Genomic DNA, 17,060 nt, shown 5'->3' with positions numbered 1-17,060 from the left:
AGGCTCGCTCCCGTCCGATCCCACCGGCGTGCGGCTGCACGCCGGGCGACCGTTGGAGGACGCCATGGACGACGGAGGACGCACGGGCCTGGAGGAGCCGACGCGGGTACTGGTCCGCGGGGCGGCCCGCTACTGGTGGGTGATGCTGGTCGTCGGGGTCGCCTGGCTGCTCCTCGCCTGGGTCGTGCTGCGTGCCGACGTCGGGTCGATCGCGGCGGTCGGGGTACTGCTCGGCATCGTCTTCGTGGCGGCCGGGGTCAACGAGGCCGCGCTGGCCGGCCTGGTGTCCGGCGGCTGGAAGGTCCTGCACTACGCGCTGGGCGCCCTGTTCGTGCTGGCGGGGCTGTGGGCGTTCATCCGGCCGATCAACACGTTCTTCGCGCTGGCCTCGGTGCTCGGCCTGGTGCTGCTGTTCGCCGGGACGTTCGACATCGTCCGCGGCATCGCCTCCCGGGGGGAGACCCCGTACTGGTGGACCGGACTGGTCAGCGGGGTGGCCCTGCTGCTGCTCGCGCTCTGGGTGTCCACCGACGACCCGGCGGACACGCTCGCGCGCCGCACCTTCCTGATCCTGTTCTGGGTCGGGGTCATGGCGCTGTTCCGGGGCATCTCGTCGATCATGCTGGCCTTCACCCTGCGGCACGTGGGGCGGACCCCGGCCGGCGAGGTCCCCGGCGGAGGACCGAGCGGGATCGACATCGCCGACGTCGTCCCGCCGCAGGAGCGTCGGGAGCCGGCGGCCCGCGAGGAGGCGCCGCGGACCTGAGCGGCCGGCCGCCGGCGGTCAGCGCCCGACCAGGGTCAGGGTGAGCGTGCCGGTGCCGTCGCCGTGCTCGACGAACGTGCCGTCGCCGCGGGCTCCGCGGTGGTCGCCGGACCCGCCGGTGACCGCCAGGGTCTTCTCCGGCGGCGGCGCGTTCTCGAAGGCGTAGGTGAGGGTGCCCCGGCCGTCGAGGGTGACGACCGCGGTGCAGTTCGCCAGGCCCGAGGGATCGACCACCACGCAGCTGCCGACCTCGTGGCCGACCTCGCGGCCCTCCTGCAGCAGCCGGTCGGAGAAGACGACGACGTCCGCGGGGGAGGGGCCGGGCTGCCCCAGGTCGGTGTAGCTGAACGGGCTCAGGACGGCGTCGAAGCGCAGGGTCACCTCGTCGTCGCCCCCGCTCTCCTCGGCGCCGGCGGTGGCGCCGGGCAGCAGCAGGGCGGACGTGGCCAGGACGGAGGCGGCCAGGGCGGTGCCCAGCAGGGCGAGGGAGACGCGGCGTCGGGTCATCGGGGGCTCCTCGGGGTCGGGTGGGCCCGGCCGACTCTGCGCCGGATCCCCGGCCGCGGGCAGGGCCCTCCGTCCCTGGCCGGTACGGCACCGTTCCGTTACGGTTCCGGTCGGGTTGAGCATGCAGCCCGAGGCCTCCCGAGCGCAGGCGACGACCGGTCGACGGCTTCGCCTCGCTCCTCCGCCGAGGTGATGATGTCCCCCTCCTCTCCTTCCCCGATCGTGCGGCGTCTGCCCGGGGCGGCGACCGTCCTGGTCGAGCTGGACCCGGTCGGCGGCCGGCTGCTGCTGGCCGGGCAGCTGGACCGCCGGACGACCCACCTGCTGCACGCCGCGGTGTCGGCCCTGCTGGAGGGTGGCTGCACGCACTGGACCGTCGAGGTCAGCGACCTCACCGTGGCCGACCACGCGGCCCTCCGGGCGATCGGGGCCGCCTACCGCCGGGCCACCCGGCACGGCCGCCGGCTGACGATCCTGGGGACCTCGCCCGCGCTGCACGGTGCCCTGACCCGGCTGCGGCTCGACCGGCACGTGCTCGCGCCCGAGGACCCGGTACCCCCGCTCGCCGTCCCGGCCTGAGCCGTGGGCGCCCGCCCCCCGGAGGAGCCGGCGTGACCGACGTCGAGGTCCGCCGACCGGACGGCCTGCCGGGTGAGGAGCCCACCCCCGTCCCCGTGCTGCTGGTGATCGACTCCCTCGACGGGGGCGGCGCCGAGCGGTACGTGGTCGACCTGGCGATCGCCCTGCGGCGCCGCGGGTGGCCGGTGGAGGTGGCCTGCTCGATCGGTGGGGTGCGTTCCGCCGCTCTCCAGCAGACCGGCGTGCCGGTGTCGGTGCTGGTCGGCGAGCTGGTGAAGCGGCGGGTGAGCGGGCCCTACTGCCGGGCGCTGCGCCGCCTGGTCCTGGAGCGCCGGCCCGCCGTCGTCCACGCCCACCTGTTCGCCAGCGCCGCCGCCGCCGTGCGGGCCACCCGGGGGCTGGGGATCCCCGTCGCGCTCACCGAGCACACCGAGGCGCCCTGGCGCGGGGTGTCGGACCGGGCGGTCAGCCGGTGGGTCTACCGGCGCGCCGACCACGTCCTGGCCGTGTCCTCGGCCATCCGCGACCTGCTGGTCGACGGGTTCGGTGTCCCTGCCGACCGGGTCGAGGTGGCACTGCCGGCCACCACCACCCGGCTCCCCGGCCGGCCGCCCGCCCGGCCGGCGGCCCCGGTCGTCGGGGTGGTGGGCCGGCTGGTCCCGGAGAAGGGGGTGGACGTCTTCCTGCGGGCGGCGTCCCGGGTGCGGGCCGTCGTCCCGTGGGCCCGGTTCGTCGTGGTCGGGGACGGCCCCCTGCGGGCGGACCTGCAGGCCCGGGCCACCGCCCCCGGTCTCGACGGCGCGGTCGAGTTCACCGGCTACCGGGACGACGCCCCGACGGTCATCGCGGGCCTCGACGTCCTCGTCGTGCCGTCGCGCTCGGAGGGGTCACCGCTGGTCGTCTGCGAGGCGATGGCCGCCGGGGTCCCCGTCGTCGCCACCCGCGTGGGTGGGCTGCCCGACCTGGTCGAGGACCGGGGGAGCGGGTTCCTGGTCGCGCCCGGGGACGACGAGGGGATAGCCCGGGCCGTCGTCTCCCTGCTGCTCGACCCCGGCACCGCCCGGCGCATGGGGCAGCGCGGCCGCGAGCTCGCGGCCTGCTGGTCCCACGCACGGCTGGTCGACCGGGTGGCCGCGGTCTACGCGGGGCTCGCCCGGCGCGCGCCCGGGCCGCTCGCCCGCTGACCCGGCGCGTCCGCGGTCCCGGCTCCCGGCCGGGGACCACCGCACGGTGCTCCTGGTCACAGGCGCAGAGTCGGGGCATGGACCCGCGACCGGCCGCCGAGGGACACCGGGCCGGCGAACAGGGGTTCCGCCGTGCGTCGCTGGCCATCTTCCTGGCCGGCATCGCGGTGTTCGCCATGCTCTACCTGCCGCAGGTCCTGCTCCCCGAGCTCGCGCGCGTCTTCGGCCGCTCGTCGGCGGCCTCGACGCTGGCCGTCTCGGTCGCGACCGCCGGCCTCGCCGCCGGGCTCCTCGTGCTCGGCCCGGTGTCCGACCGCCGCGGGAGGACGGCGATCCTGCACGGCAGCCTGGCCGCCGCCGCGGTGCTGGGGGCGCTGGTCGCCGTGGCGCCGTCCTGGCCGGTGCTGCTCGTGCTGCGTGCGCTGCAGGGCTTCGCGCTGGCCGGCCTGCCCGCCGTGGCGGCGGCCTACCTGCGCGAGGAGCTGCACGCCTCGGTGAGCGCGCGGGCGATCGGGCTGTTCGTCAGCGGCAACGCCATCGGCGGGCTGACCGGCCGGCTGCTCGGCGGTCTGCTCGTCGACGTCGGGGGGTGGCGGGCGGCGGCCGGCGGCATCGCCCTGCTCGGGGTCGCCTGCGCGGTGGCCGTCCGGCTGATGCTGCCGCCGTCCCGCCGGTTCGTGCGGGTGCCGCGGCAGGTGCCGGTGCTGCGCCAGCTGGCCGCGGGGTTCACCGACCCGGTGCTGCTGGGCCTCTACGGCCTCGCGGCGCTGCTCATGGGCGCGTTCGTGGCCGTCTACAACGCGGCGACCTTCCGGCTGGAGTCCCCGCCGTACGCGCTGACGCCCGCGGTCGCCGGCCTGGTCTTCCTCGCCTACCTGCTCGGGTCGGCCAGCTCCGCGGTCGGCGGTGAGCTGGCCGGCCGCTTCGGACGGCGGCCGGTGGTCCCGGTCGCGGTGGCGGTCATGGCCGGCGGGGTGGCGCTGACCCTGGCCGCGCCGCTGGCGTGGTTCGTCGCCGGGATGTGCGTGCTCACCGTCGGCTTCTTCGCCGCGCACGGCGTGGCCAGTGGCTGGGTGGCGCTGCGGGCGGCGTCGGGCGGCCGCGCGGTCGGGCAGGCCGCCTCGCTGTACTCGTTCTGGTACTACGTCGGCTCGTCGGTGGGGGGCACGCTGGCCGGGCTCGCCTGGGACGGCGGCCGCTGGCCGGCCGTGGTGCTGCTCGCCGGGGGCCTGACCGTCGCCGCACTCGTCCTCTCCGTCGTCCTCGGCCGCACCGCGACCCTGCCGCCCGGCCCGGACCCTCGTTGACCGAGGGCCCTGGCCGGACCGGCCGCGCCGCGGCGAGCATGGCCGCGTGCCCTTCGACGTCGAGCGGTTGCTGCGGCTGTGGACCGACCCGCTGCCGGACGGCGGTGCCGCCGTCGCGGCCTTCCGGGAGCTCTACGCCGACCCGGTGCGGGTCAACGGGACGCCGATCGCCGTGTCCGACCTCGTCGCCCGGGCCCGGGCCGTGCAGGCGGTCTTCGAGCGGCTGGAGCGCGAGGTGGTCGCGGTCGTGGACGCCGGCGAGCGGGTCGCCGTCGCCTTCCGGATGCGCGGCCGCCAGGTCGGGCCGTGGACGACCGCCGCGGGCTCGCTGGACCCGACCGGCCGCGAGCTGGTGCTCCGTGTGATCGACGTGCTGACGCTCTCCGACGGCCGGATCACCGACATCGTCATGGTGGCCGACGAGCTCGGGGCGCTGACCGCCCTGGAGGCCGTCCGGCTCGTACCGCCGTCCTGACGCTCCGGCGCCGGGGACGTGCCCGGCGCCGGAGCCGGCGGTCAGCCGCGGACGGCGGGGGACCGCTCCTCATCGGCCGCGTCCCGGGCACGCAGGCCGGCGCTCTCCCCGTCGTCGGAGTGGGTGTCGTCGGGGCGGCCGTCGTCGGGGCGGGCGGACCCGTGCAGCGACGGGTCCTCGACGGCCTCGCCGCGGGCCACCATCCCGGCCACGTCCGACAGCGGGATCTCCTTGAGCAGCAGTGCGAGCACCAGCGCGATGGCGAAGGCCGGCAGCAGGTAGCCGAACACCGGGGCGAGGGCGTCGGCGTAGGAGTCCACGATCGCGGTGCGCAGCGGTTCACCGGCCGCCTGCACCGCCTGCGGGACCAGGCTGTCGGGCGAGGTGATGCCCGCCGCGACCGCCTGGTCGGCGTTGGCCTGCAGCGCGCCGCCGAGGTTGTCGGCGAGCCGGCTGGTGAAGATCGTGCCGAAGATCGCCACGCCGAGGGTGGCGCCGACCTCGCGGAAGTAGTTGTTGGTCGCGGTCGCCGAGCCCAGGTCCGCCGGCGGGACGGCGTTCTGCGCCACCAGCACCACGATCTGCATGATCAGGCCCAGGCCCAGGCCGACGACGAACAGCATCGCGCAGACGGTGACCAGCGAGGTCTCACCCGACAGGCTGGTCATCCACACCATCGCCGCCGCCACGATCAGCACGCCGGCGACCGGGAAGGCCTTGTACCGGCCGGTCTTCGTGGTCGCGATGCCCGAGCCGATGACGGTGATGAACAGGCCACCCATCATCGGCAGCATCAGCAGGCCGGAGCTGGCCGCCGAGGTCCCCGAGGCCATCTGCAGGAAGGTCGGCATGAAGGCGATCGCCGAGAACATGCCCAGGCCGACGGCGGCGCCCAGCGCCGTGGTGACGACGAAGGTGCCGTTGCGGAACAGGGACATCGGGATGATCGGCTGCACGGCCCGGTGCTCGACCAGCACGAAGGCGGCGGCCGACGCGACGAACGCCGCCATGAGTGCCAGCGTCCACGGGTCGGTCCAGCCCCAGTCGCCGCCGAAGTCGGTGAAGAAGACCAGCGAGGTGGTCGCGGCCGACAGGGTGACGATGCCGGCGTAGTCGACCGGCTCGGAGTTCCTCTTCCGCGGCAGGGTCAGCGCGAACCAGCCGATGACCAGTGCCGCCACGCCGACCGGCACGTTGATCCAGAAGCACCACTGCCAGCCGAGGCTGGCCGAGTCGGTCAGCCAGCCGCCGACCAGCGGCCCGCCCACGGCGGACAGGCCGAAGATGGCGCCCAGCGGGCCCATGTACTTGCCGCGCTCCCGGGCGGGGACGACGTCGGCGATGATCGCCTGGCTCAGGATCATCATCCCGCCGCCGCCGAGGCCCTGGACCCCGCGCCAGACGACGAACCAGGTGAAGTCCGGCGACAGGGCCGCACCCACGCTCGCGACGGTGAACAGGCCGATGGCCAGGAGGAACAGGGTGCGCCGACCCCAGAGGTCGCCGAACTTGCCGTAGACGGGCATGACCAGGGTGCTGGCCAGCAGGTAGGCCGTGGTCACCCACGCCATGTGCGAGACGCCGCCGAGGTCACCGACGATCGTGGGCATCGCGGTGGAGACGATCGTCTGGTCGAGGCTCGAGACGAGCATGCCGGCGACCAGCGCCGAGAAGATGAGGTTGACCCGGCGGCGGGTCAGGACGATCGGTGCCGGGTCGGTGGTCGGGGTGGTCAACGTGCTCCCTGGTCCGGTGCTGGTGCCGAGTCCGTCGGCGCGGTGGAGAGGGCGGCGAGGAAGGCGGTCCTCGTCGCCTGGAGGACGTCGTGCAGCGGGGTGCCGTCGTCGGCGTCGAACCAGGAGCGGGCCGCCGTCCGCACGAGGGCCTGGGCGGCGGCCGCCGTCGCCGAGCAGCCGGTGTCGGGCGCAGGCAGACCGCGCCGGTCGGCGAGCAGGCCGGCGATCTCCTGCTCGAGGGAGACCTCGCGGGCCAGGTGGGCGGCCAGCAGTCGCGGCTCCCGTTCCGCGAGGGCGATGACCGTCTGCAGGCCGGCCCGGCCGACCTCGTCGAACTGCGCCGACGGGTCGAGCAGGTCCAGGAGGTCGGTCAGCAGGTCGCCGGTGGGACCGCCGGCGACGAAGGCGGCCCGGCTCTCCGGCGTCCCTACCTGCGGCCGCGGGCCGAGGACGGCCTGCTCCTTGGACTCGAAGTAGTTGAAGAAGGTGCGCAGCGAGACCCCCGCGCGGCCGCAGACCTGCTCGACCGTCACGCCGTCCAGGCCGTGCGCGAGCACCAGTTCCTGGGCCGCCTCGGTCAGCCGCCGCCGGGTGTCGGCCTTCTTCCGCTCCCGCAGACCCCCATCGACATGCACGTCGTGCAGTTTTGCACCCCGTGCAGGAAATGGCCCGGACCTGTGCCCGACGGCACAGGCCCGGCGCTCAGTCCTCCAGAATCCACACCGCGCTGTTCGGCGGGAGGACGACGCCGCCCCCCGACTGCCGGACGCGGGTGGTCGAGGCCAGCAGCACGGTGCCCGGGCAGGCGGCGATCGTCGTCTCGGCGCCCATGTTGACCACGCACCGGACGGTCTCGCCGGACCCGGTGCTGCGCACGGTGAGCACCTCGCCCTGCGTGTCCACCGTCGCGGCGCCGGAGCCGAACGCCGGGTGCGCCTTCCGGAGCGCCAGCGCCCGCCGGTACAGCGTGAGTGCCGAGCCGCCCTGGCCGGCCTGCAGGGACACCGCGTACCGGCGCCAGTCGCGGGGGATCGGCAGCCACGGCTCGGCTGCGGTCGAGTCGGCGGAGAAGCCGACCCCGGGCGTCGGGTTCCAGGGCATCGGCACGCGGCAGCCGTCGCGGCCGGCCCGGGCGCCGCCGCTGCGCAGGAAGATCGGGTCGCGCTTGGCCTCGTCGGGGACGACCGCCTGCGGCAGGCCGAGCTCGTCCCCCGCGTAGAGGTAGGCCGAGCCCGGCAGGGCCAGCAGCAGCAGGGCCGCCGCGCGGGCGCGGGCGCGGCCGACCGTCCCGCCGCCGAAGCGGGTGACCTGGCGGTCCTTGTCGTGGTTGCCGAGGACCCAGGAGACCGGGGCGCCCACCCCGCCGAAGGCGTCCAGCGCGGAGGAGATGGCCTCGGCGAACGACGCGGTGTCCCACGACGACTTGAGCAGCCGGAAGGACAGCGACTGGTGCATCTCGTCGGGCCGCGAGTAGAGCGCCACCTGCTCGAGGTCGGCGAGGCACACCTCGCCGACGAGCATGGTGTCCGGGTACCCGTCGCAGATGGCCCGCCAGCGCCGCCAGACGTCGTGCACCTCGGGCTGGTTCCACGTCATGGCCTGCTCGGGCCCGTGGCCGAAGAGGGTGGGGGAGTAGGCGCCCGGGTTGTCCCGCAGCTGCGCGTCCTTGAACAGGCCGTAGGCGACGTCCACCCGGAAGCCGCTGACCCCCCGGTCCAGCCAGAACCGCAGGGTCTCCTCGAAGTCGGCGGCGACGGCGGGGTCGCGCCAGTTGAGGTCGGGCTGCTCGGGGGCGAACAGGTGCAGGTACCACCGCCCGTCCGGGGTGCGCGACCACGCCGGCCCGCCGAAGAGCGACTGCCAGTTGTTCGGCGGCTCCTCCGACGGCGGCGCGAAGTGGTAGCGCCCGGCCTCGGGGCACGTCGGGTCGGCGAGCGCGGCCTGGAACCACGGGTGCTGGTCGGAGGTGTGGTTGGGGACGACGTCGAGCACCACGCGCAGCCCCAGCCGGCGGGCGTCGGCGACCACGGCCTCGAGGTCGGACACGTCGCCGTAGTCGGGGTCCACCGCGCGGTAGTCGACGACGTCGTAGCCGCCGTCCGCGCCGCCGGAGGGGTAGTGCGGGTTGATCCAGACGGCGTCGACGCCGAGCCACGCCAGGTAGGGCAGCCGCTGCCGCAGGCCACGCAGGTCGCCGATCCCGTCGCCGTCACTGTCGGCGAAGGAGCGCAGGTACACCTGGTAGACGACCGCGTCCCGCCACCAGGGGGCCGAGGCCGTGGCGGGAGCGACCCGGCGCTGGGTCGCGGTCCTCGCGAGAGAGAGGCGGCGTGCCATGCCGTCACTATCGGCGGACGCTCGCTCACAACTGTGTGACAGGTCCCACGAATGACCCGGAGGGGTTGGGCAGAACTCGCCAACCGCCCAGGTCGGCTGTCACCCGTGTGGCAGGCGTGACCGACGGGTTCGGGAGACCTCACCCGACAGGGCGGCTCGGCGGCGTGCGGGCCCGCCGGCTGGGTACCGGACGGACCGGAGCCCGGACACCCGACCGACGGAGGACGAGCGATGCAGCGGGATCCCCGGCCCGGTGAGGACGACGTCGACCGCGACGACGCCGAGGCACTGACGCGGGCGGAGGGCGGCGGGGACAGCCACGCCCCGGACGCCGTCGGCACGACGGGGACCGGTGAGGCCGGCGGCTTCGTCGGGCGCGTCGCGGGCGGCGACGACCCCGGGGACGCCGGCGAGAGCGGCGCGGAGCGGCGGGCGGCCGCGGGGGAGGGCTGATCACTCCTGAGGGCGTCGGTCACTCATGCGGGCGTCGGCGGATCTTCGACCCCAGCCAGGTGAGCGGGTCGTACTTCCGGTCCACCACCCGCTCCTTGAGCGGGATGATGCCGTTGTCGGTGAGGTGGATGCCCTCCGGGCAGACCTCGCTGCAGCACTTGGTGATGTTGCAGTAGCCGAGCCCGAACTCCTCCTGCGCGGCGTCGCGGCGGTCCCGCACATCCAGCGGGTGCATGTCCAGCTCGGCCAGCCGGATGAGGAACCGCGGCCCGGCGAAGGCCCGCTTGTTCTCCTCGTGGTCGCGGATGACGTGGCAGGTGTCCTGGCAGAGCCAGCACTCGATGCACTTGCGGAACTCCTGGGGCCGTTCGACGTCCACCTGCTGCATGCGGTGGTTGCCGTCGGGGTCCCGCGGCCGGGGGGTGAACGCCGGGATCTGCGCGGCCTTCTCGTAGTTGTACGAGACGTCGGTGACCAGGTCGCGGATCACCGGGAAGGTCCGCAGCGGGGTGACGGTGACCGTCTCGTCCTCGGCGAAGGTGCTCATGCGGGTCAGGCACATCAGCCGCGGCCGGCCGTTGACCTCCGCGCTGCAGGACCCGCACTTGCCGGCCTTGCAGTTCCACCGGACGGCGAGGTCCCCGGCCTGGGTCTGCTGCAGCCGGTGGATGACGTCGAGCACCACCTCGCCCTCGTTGACCGGGACGGTGAACGTCTCCAGGTCGCCGCCGGAGGCGTCGCCGCGCCAGACCCGGAAGGTGGCGTCGTAGCTGCGACCGCTCGCGGCCGCGGGCTCCTCGGCCGCGTCGGTCGCGCTGGCCGGCCCGTCCACGAGGTCGGTCACGGCTGCTCCTCGAAGATCTCGGCGAGTTCGGGCGGCATCTCCGGCAGGGGCTGGCGGGCCACGCTCACCCCGCCGTCCGGCGCCCGGGTGCAGACCAGGTTGATCCGTGCCCACTCGGCGTCCGCGGCGGGGAAGTCGTCGCGGGTGTGCCCGCCGCGGCTCTCCTCGCGGGCCAGGGCGGCGCGGGCGATGCACTCGCTGACCACCAGCATGTGCGGGAGGTCCAGGGCCAGGTGCCACCCGGGGTTGTACTGGCGGTGCCCCTCGACGGAGAGCGCGTCCACCCGCCGCGCGAGGTCGGCGATCCGGTCCAGCGCCCGCTCCATCTCCGGCGCGGTGCGGATGATGCCGACCAGGTCGTGCATCGTCTGCTGCAGGTCCAACTGCACCGTGTACGGGTTCTCCCCGCCCTCCCGCTCGAACGGTGCGAGCGCCGCGCGGGCCGCGTCGGCGAGCGCCTCGTCGGCCAGCTCGACCAGGCCGGCCCGCTTGTGGGCGTGCTCGGCGGCGGCCACGCCGGCGCGCCGGCCGAACACCAGCAGGTCCGACAACGAGTTGCCGCCCAGCCGGTTCGAGCCGTGCATCCCGCCGGCGACCTCACCGGCCGCGAACAGCCCGGGCACCCGGGCTGCGGCGGTGTCCGGGTCGACCTCCACCCCGCCCATGACGTAGTGGCAGGTGGGTCCCACCTCCATCGCCTCGGCGGTGATGTCGACGTCGGCCAGCTCCTTGAACTGGTGGTACATCGACGGCAGCCGCCTGCGGACGTACTCGGCGGGGCGGCGCGAGGCGATGTCGAGGAAGACGCCGCCGTGCGGGGACCCGCGGCCGGCCTTCACCTCGCTGTTGATCGCGCGGGCCACCTCGTCGCGGGGCAGCAGCTCGGGTGGACGGCGGTTGTTCTTCTTGTCGTCGTACCAGCGGTCGGCCTCGTCCTCGGTCTCCGCGGTCTCCTTGCGGAAGAAGTCCGGGATGTAGTCGAACATGAAGCGGTTGCCCGACGAGTTCTTCAGCACGCCGCCGTCGCCGCGGACGCTCTCGGTGACCAGGATCCCGCGCACCGACGGCGGCCAGACCATCCCGGTGGGGTGGAACTGGACGAACTCCATGTTCACCAGCGAGGCACCCGCCTGCAGTGCCAGGGAGTGGCCGTCGCCGGTGTACTCCCAGGAGTTGGAGGTGACCTTGTAGGCCTTGCCGATCCCGCCCGTGGCCAGGACGACCGAGGGTGCCTGCCAGGCGACGAAGCGGCCCGACTCGCGCCAGTAGCCGAAGGCGCCGGTGACCCCCTCGCTGTCGGTCAGCAGGCGGGTGACGGTGCACTCCATGTAGACGTCGATGCCGAGGGCGACGGTGCGCTGCTGGAGGGTGCGGATGAGCTCGAGGCCGGTGCGGTCGCCGACGTGGGCCAGGCGGGCGAACCGGTGCCCGCCGAAGTCGCGCTGGCTGATCAGCCCGTCGGGGGTCCGGTCGAACAGGGCGCCCCAGTCCTCCAGCTCGTGGACGCGGTCGGGCGCCTCCTGCGCGTGCAGCTGGGCCATGCGCCAGTGGTTGAGCATCTTCCCGCCGCGCATGGTGTCCCGGAAGTGCACCCGCCAGTTGTCGTCGGGCCAGGCGTTGCCCATCGCCGCGGCGATGCCGCCCTCCGCCATGACCGTGTGCGCCTTGCCCAGCAGGGACTTGCAGACCACGGCGGTCCGCGCGCCCTCCTCGTGGGCGGCGATGGCGGCCCGCAGGCCCGCTCCGCCGGCGCCCACGACGACGACGTCGTAGTCGTGCCGTTCGAGCTCCACCATCAGAAGAACCTCAGATCCGAGATCGTGCCGGTGGCCAGGAGGAAGACGTAGAAGTCGGCGAAGGCGACGCCGAACAGCGAGATCCACGCGTACTTCATGTGGTTGGCGTTGAGCCGCGAGACCAGCGTCCAGGCGCGGTAGCGCAGCGGGTGCCGGGAGAAGGAGTTCAGCCGCCCGCCGACGATGTGCCGGCAGGAGTGGCAGGACAGCGAGTACAGCCACAGCAGGGCCGCGTTGGCCAGCAGCACCAGGGTGCCCAGCCCCATGTGCCCCCAGGCGCCGGTCTCGTCCCGGAAGGCCAGGACGGCGTCGTAGGTGAGGACCACGTTGAACAGCAGCCCCAGGTAGAAGAAGTACCGGTGCAGGTTCTGGCCGAGCAGGGGCAGCCGGGTCTCGCCGGTGTAGCGCTTGTGCGGCTCGGCGACCGCGCAGGCCGGTGGGGAGAGCCAGAAGGAGCGGTAGTAGGCCTTCCGGTAGTAGTAGCAGGTCAGCCGGAAGCCCAGCGGCACGACCAGGATGTAGATCGCCGGTGAGATCCACGACGGCCCGGTGAACAGCTCCGGGAACGTGCTGCCCTCGCACCCGGTGGTGATGCACGGGGAGTAGAAGGGCGAGATGTAGGGCTCGCTGAAGTAGTAGGCGTTCTGGAAGGCGCGGAACGTCGAGTAGACGACGAACAGCACCAGCGCGACGACGGTGATCGCCGGCTGCAGCCACCAGCGGTCGGTGCGCAGCGTCCGGGCCGCGATCGCCGCCCGGCGCGGGGCCGGCCCGCCGTTGCCGTGTCCCGGGCTGACCGCCCCGGAGCCGCGGGGCGCGGTGGCGGTCACGACGCCGTGCGGTCCGGTCCGGTGCCCACTCGTGCGGTGGCGCGCCTGCGCGCCGCGACCTCGAACTGCTCCAGGGACATCGCTGCCTCCAGGTGCTGCTGGCCCGCCGGCCCGGCGGTGGAGCGCAGTCGACCACGGACGCGGAGTCCGGGGGAAGGGCTTTGTCGGCGTCCGCCGCGTCCGTGCCGGCGCTCAGCCCAGGTTCCGCCAGGTCCGGCCGTGCCGGGTCATCAGCGCGGCGGCCTCCGGCGGACCCCAGGTGGCCGCCTGGTACAGCGGGATCGGCTGCTGGTCGGCCTCCCAGCAGCGCAGCACCGGGTCGACGATCCGCCACGACCGGCCCACCTCGTCGGCCCGCGTGAACAGCGTGGGGTCACCGATCAGGGCGTCGAGGATGACCCGCTCGTAGGCGTCCGGGGACTGCTCCTCGAAGCTCTCGTAGGAGAAGTCCATGGAGGCCTTCTGCACCCGGAACGCGTGCCCGGGGACCTTCGCGCCGAACCGGAGGCTGAGCCCCTCGTCCGGCTGGACGCGGACGACCAGGGCGTCGGGTTCGAGGTGGGTGGCGGTCCCCGGGAAGAGCGGCAGCTGCGGGGGACGGCGGAACTCCATGGCCACCTCGGTCACCCGTGCGGGCAGCCGCTTGCCGGTCCGCACGAAGACCGGCACGCCCGTCCACCGCCAGTTGTCGATGTCCAGCCGCAGGGCCACGAACGTCTCGGTCGAGCTGAGCGGGTCGACCCCGGGCTCGTCCCGGTAGCCCGGCATGAGCTCCTCGCGGGTGCCGCCGCGCGTGTACTGGCCGCGCACCGCGTTGGCGGCGACGTCCGCCGGGTCGTCCAGCGGGCGGATCGCGCGCAGCAGCTTCACCTTCTCGTCCCGGATCGCCTCCGCGTGGAACGACGTGGGGGGTTCCATGAGGAACAGCGAGAGCACCTGGAGGACGTGGTTCTGCACGATGTCGCGCATCGCCCCCGCCGTCTCGTAGAAGCCGCCGCGGGAGCCGACGCCGATCGTCTCGGCGACGGTGATCTGCACGTCGTCGACCCAGTTCCGGTTCCAGATCGGCTCGAACACGGAGTTGGCGAACCTCAGGGCGAGCAGGTTCTGCACCGTCTCCTTGGCCAGGTAGTGGTCGATCCGGAAGACCTGCTCCTCGTCGAACGCCGATGTCAGGTCCGTGTAGAGCGCCCGGGCGCTGTCCTCGTCCCAGCCGAAGGGCTTCTCGATCACCGCCCGGACGAAGCAGCCGTCCGTGGGCCGGCTCAACCCCGCCTCCCCCAGGCTCACCGCGATCAGGCCGAACAGCCGCGGCGGCGTGGCGAAGTAGTACATCCGGTTACCGGCGGTCCCCAGGTCGCGGTCGCACTCGGCCAGGACCTCCGACAGCCGGGCGTACGTCGCGGGGTCGTCGTACCCGCCGGCGACGTACCGGGCCGCCGCGGTGAGCTCCTGCCAGCGACCGTTGCCCTCGCCGCGGGCCCGCTCCCGGCAGTAGCCGCGGAACTCGTCGTCGCCCATCGGCGTCCGGGCGACACCGACGAGGGCGACCTCGCGGGGGAGTGCGCCGTACCCTGCCAGCGCCTCGACGGCCGGCAGCAGCTTCCGCGCGGTCAGATCCCCCGAGGCGCCGAAGATGACCAGTGCGCAGGGCGGCGAGCGCCGGTCGGGTTCGGTCGTCATGGGTCGGGCACCCCTCCCCGCAGGGCCGGCGGGGACGGTGCCCGTCGCGCCGGGATGGGCCGTTTCTACTCCCGCTGCAGGCGGTGCGGAAGGACGGCGGGTTGCCGGTGCCGCGATGCGGGAACCTGGTCGGCATGGCAACCCCGCCCGGAAGGCCGTTCCTGCTGCTGGCCTCACGGGCCGAGGACGTCGCCGCGGACGAGGAGTACGCGGCGTTCCTGCGCCTGACGGGGCTGGCCGAGGGGCAGCTGCGCCGGATCCGCCTGGAGGCCGGTCCGCTGCCGGAGCTCGACCTCGACGACTACTCGGGGATCCTCCTCGGCGGGGGGCCGTTCAACTCCAGCGACCCGGCCGAGGAGAAGTCCGCCGTCCAGCGCCGGGTCGAGGCCGAGCTCTCCGCCCTGCTCGACCGGGTCGTCGCCCGGGACTTCCCCTTCCTGGGTGCCTGCTACGGCGTCGGGACGCTCGGCGTGCACCAGGGCGGCGTGGTCGACCGGACCTTCGGCGAGCCGATCTCCTGCGTGCCGATCGAGCTCACCCCCGCAGGCCGGACGGACCCGCTGCTGGCCGGCGTGCCCGACGTCTTCGACGCGCTCGTGGGGCACAAGGAGGCCTGCCGGGTGCTGCCGCCGTCCGCGGTGCTGCTGGCCACCTCGCCGGGCTGCCCGGTCCAGATGTTCCGGGTCGGGCGCAACGTGTACGCCACGCAGTTCCACCCCGAGCTCGACGTCCCCGGCATCGTCACGCGGGTGCGGGTCTACCAGCACGCCGGCTACTTCCCGCCCGACGAGATGCAGCAGCTCATCGCCCGCCTCGAGCTGGCCGTGGTGAGCGCGCCGGGGCTGGTGCTGGCCAACTTCGTCGCCCGGTACGCCTGAGAACACCCCGGGCAGCCCCCGCGGGACGCGCCGCGCGGTGTCGTCGCCGACCTCGCCGTACACCGCGAGGACGGCACCCATCCGGCGGGGTCGGGGCGGTCCTGTGAGCCGGGCCACACGGGCCTCCAGCGACCTCCATCCCGGCGTCCAGCAGACGTCCAGCCGCCCGGCTCACCGTGGGGTCATGACGACCGCGACCGCCCGGCGGCTGTCGCTGCGTGCCCGGCTGCTGGCCGTCTTCCTCGTGCCACTCGCGCTGGTCCTGGCCGTGGTCGGCGTCGCGGCCACCACCGCGCTGCACGACCAGATGCTCGACCGGGTCGACACCGGGTTGGCGGCGGCCGTCGAGCGCTCCGCCCACGCCGATGCCGGTGGCCGCCCCGGCGGGGACGACGTCGGCCCGGACTTCCTCGCCACGCCGGGGCAGGGGGACGGCACGCTGGGCGCACGGGTCGAGGACGGCGTCGTGACCGAGGCCGCGGTCATCACCGCCAGCGGCGAGGGCCGGCCCGTCACCGCCGCGCAGGCGGTGGTCCTCGCGGACGTGACGCCCGACGGCGTGCCGCGCACCGTCGACCTCGGCGGCGGGCTGGGGCAGTACCGGGTGGTCGCGACCGCGGGTGCCGGCGGGGACGTGCTGGTCACCGGCCTGCCCCTCGCGGCGACCCGCGACGCGCTGCTCCGGCTGGTCGGTGTCGAGGTGGCCGCGGGCCTGCTCGGCATGCTGGCCGCCGCGGGCGCGGGCTTCCTCGTCATCGGCCGCACCCTCCGGCCGCTGCACCGGGTGGCCGCGACCGCCGGCCGGGTGGCCGAGCTGCCGCTGTCCAGCGGCGAGGTGCGGCTGGCCGAGCGGGTGCCCCCCGCCGACACCGACCCGCACACGGAGGTGGGCCGGGTGGGGGCGGCCCTCAACCGGCTGCTCGACCACGTCGAGGAGTCGCTGGCGGCCCGGCAGGCCTCCGAGACACAGGTCCGGCAGTTCGTCGCCGACGCCAGCCACGAGCTGCGGACGCCGGTGACCTCGATCCGGGGGTACGCCGAGCTGGTGCGCCGCAGCGGCAGCGCGGTCCCCGACGACGTCGCCCAGGCGCTGCGCCGGGTCGAGTCCGAGGCGGAGCGGATGTCGGTGCTGGTCAACGACCTGCTCCTGCTCGCCCGGCTGGACGCCGGCCGCGAGCTCGCCAGCGAGCAGGTAGACCTGACCGCGCTGGTCATGGACACCGTCAGCGACGCGCACGCCGCCGGCCCCGCGCACCGCTGGCGGGTCGACCTGCCCGCCACCGCCGTCCTCGTGCCCGGGGACGACAGCCGTCTCCACCAGGTGCTGGCCAACCTGCTGGCCAACGTCCGCACCCACACCCCGCCCGGGACGACCGCCGTCACGCGGCTGCGGGTGGAGGACGGCGAGGCGGTGCTCCAGGTCGTGGACGACGGGCCGGGGATCCCTGCGGACCTGCTCGGCTCGGTCTTCGAGCGGTTCGCCCGTGGCGACTCGTCGCGATCACGCACCGCGGGCAGCACCGGCCTCGGCCTGGCCATCGTCCGCGCGGTCGTCACCGGTCACGGCGGATCGGTCTCCGTGCACAGCGAGCCCGGCCGGACGGCGTTCACGGTCCGGCTGCCGCACGCCGGCGTCGCCCAGCCCGACCTCGACCCCGACCTGGACGCCGCCTCCCTCTGACGGT

The 17,060-nt window shown here is 74.5% G+C and carries 16 protein-coding genes; 8 read left to right on the top strand and 8 right to left on the bottom strand.

Translation table 11 applies throughout. The features are described from left to right. Positions 1–64: 64 nt before the first annotated feature. Positions 65–766 (top strand): HdeD family acid-resistance protein, encoded by a 702-nt coding sequence (locus ACI79C_RS08045; protein ID WP_456945107.1) that lies wholly within the window; start codon positions 65–67, stop codon positions 764–766. 18 nt (positions 767–784) lie between these two features. Here ACI79C_RS08045 and ACI79C_RS08040 read toward each other — a convergent pair whose 3' ends face one another. Beyond that, a complete protein-coding gene (locus ACI79C_RS08040) occupies positions 785–1,273 on the bottom strand; it encodes a hypothetical protein (RefSeq protein ID WP_456945106.1) in 489 nt (162 codons plus the stop codon). 222 nt (positions 1,274–1,495) lie between these two features. On the opposite strand from ACI79C_RS08040, the gene ACI79C_RS08035 reads away from it, so the two are divergent. From ACI79C_RS08035 to ACI79C_RS08020, 4 genes are all read left to right on the top strand, one after another. Continuing rightward, the gene (locus ACI79C_RS08035; protein ID WP_456945105.1) at positions 1,496–1,852 is read left to right on the top strand and encodes an STAS domain-containing protein; all 357 of its coding nucleotides are present in this window, start codon (positions 1,496–1,498) and stop codon (positions 1,850–1,852) included. A gap of 32 nt (positions 1,853–1,884) precedes the next feature. Beyond that, entirely contained in the window at positions 1,885–3,036 is a 1,152-nt protein-coding gene (locus ACI79C_RS08030; RefSeq protein ID WP_456945104.1) for a glycosyltransferase family 4 protein, read from the top strand. Between the two features lie 77 nt (positions 3,037–3,113). After that, the gene (locus tag ACI79C_RS08025) at positions 3,114–4,343 is read left to right on the top strand and encodes an MFS transporter (RefSeq protein ID WP_456945103.1); all 1,230 of its coding nucleotides are present in this window, start codon (positions 3,114–3,116) and stop codon (positions 4,341–4,343) included. A gap of 46 nt (positions 4,344–4,389) precedes the next feature. Further along, on the top strand, positions 4,390–4,818 hold the full coding sequence (locus tag ACI79C_RS08020) for a nuclear transport factor 2 family protein (RefSeq protein ID WP_456945102.1): 429 nt from the start codon (positions 4,390–4,392) through the stop codon (positions 4,816–4,818). A gap of 41 nt (positions 4,819–4,859) precedes the next feature. On the opposite strand, the gene ACI79C_RS08015 is transcribed toward ACI79C_RS08020, so the two are convergent. The 3 genes from ACI79C_RS08015 to ACI79C_RS08005 all read right to left on the bottom strand — a co-directional run bounded on the left by ACI79C_RS08015 (position 4,860) and on the right by ACI79C_RS08005 (position 8,891). Beyond that, positions 4,860–6,554 carry an MDR family MFS transporter gene (locus ACI79C_RS08015; protein ID WP_456945101.1) on the bottom strand — a complete coding sequence of 565 codons (1,695 nt, stop codon included), beginning with the start codon at positions 6,552–6,554 and terminating at the stop codon, positions 4,860–4,862. Next, entirely contained in the window at positions 6,551–7,189 is a 639-nt protein-coding gene (locus tag ACI79C_RS08010) for a TetR/AcrR family transcriptional regulator (RefSeq protein WP_456945100.1), read from the bottom strand. Before ACI79C_RS08010 ends, ACI79C_RS08015 begins: the two co-directional genes overlap by 4 nt. A gap of 67 nt (positions 7,190–7,256) precedes the next feature. Next, on the bottom strand, positions 7,257–8,891 hold the full coding sequence (locus ACI79C_RS08005) for a glycoside hydrolase family 13 protein (protein WP_456945099.1): 1,635 nt from the start codon (positions 8,889–8,891) through the stop codon (positions 7,257–7,259). Positions 8,892–9,122: 231 nt separating this feature from the next. On the opposite strand from ACI79C_RS08005, the gene ACI79C_RS08000 reads away from it, so the two are divergent. Then, positions 9,123–9,344: a hypothetical protein gene (locus ACI79C_RS08000; protein WP_456945098.1), complete on the top strand. Its 222-nt coding sequence runs from the start codon at positions 9,123–9,125 to the stop codon at positions 9,342–9,344. Between the two features lie 19 nt (positions 9,345–9,363). On the opposite strand, the gene ACI79C_RS07995 is transcribed toward ACI79C_RS08000, so the two are convergent. From ACI79C_RS07995 to zwf, 4 genes are all read right to left on the bottom strand, one after another. Beyond that, positions 9,364–10,188, bottom strand: coding sequence for a succinate dehydrogenase/fumarate reductase iron-sulfur subunit (locus tag ACI79C_RS07995; RefSeq protein ID WP_456945097.1), 825 nt, complete (start codon positions 10,186–10,188; stop codon positions 9,364–9,366). Next, positions 10,185–11,984 (bottom strand): fumarate reductase/succinate dehydrogenase flavoprotein subunit, encoded by a 1,800-nt coding sequence (locus tag ACI79C_RS07990; protein WP_456945096.1) that lies wholly within the window; start codon positions 11,982–11,984, stop codon positions 10,185–10,187. The genes ACI79C_RS07995 and ACI79C_RS07990 overlap by 4 nt, the downstream gene beginning before the upstream one ends. Further along, positions 11,984–12,814 carry a hypothetical protein gene (locus ACI79C_RS07985; protein WP_456945095.1) on the bottom strand — a complete coding sequence of 277 codons (831 nt, stop codon included), beginning with the start codon at positions 12,812–12,814 and terminating at the stop codon, positions 11,984–11,986. The genes ACI79C_RS07990 and ACI79C_RS07985 overlap by 1 nt, the downstream gene beginning before the upstream one ends. Before the next feature lie 192 nt (positions 12,815–13,006). Next, a complete protein-coding gene (gene zwf / locus ACI79C_RS07980; RefSeq protein ID WP_456945094.1) occupies positions 13,007–14,497 on the bottom strand; it encodes a glucose-6-phosphate dehydrogenase in 1,491 nt (496 codons plus the stop codon). A gap of 134 nt (positions 14,498–14,631) precedes the next feature. Here zwf and ACI79C_RS07975 point away from each other — a divergent pair, with 134 nt between their 5' ends. Further along, the gene (locus ACI79C_RS07975) at positions 14,632–15,375 is read left to right on the top strand and encodes a glutamine amidotransferase (RefSeq protein ID WP_456945093.1); all 744 of its coding nucleotides are present in this window, start codon (positions 14,632–14,634) and stop codon (positions 15,373–15,375) included. Positions 15,376–15,559: 184 nt separating this feature from the next. Next, positions 15,560–17,056 (top strand): sensor histidine kinase, encoded by a 1,497-nt coding sequence (locus tag ACI79C_RS07970; protein ID WP_456945092.1) that lies wholly within the window; start codon positions 15,560–15,562, stop codon positions 17,054–17,056. Positions 17,057–17,060 lie beyond the last annotated feature (4 nt).

The sequence above is a fragment of the Geodermatophilus sp. SYSU D00697 genome, from assembly GCF_054050175.1.
Note: the sequence above shows the minus strand (reverse complement) of the source record. Positions and strands in the feature narration are given on the sequence as shown.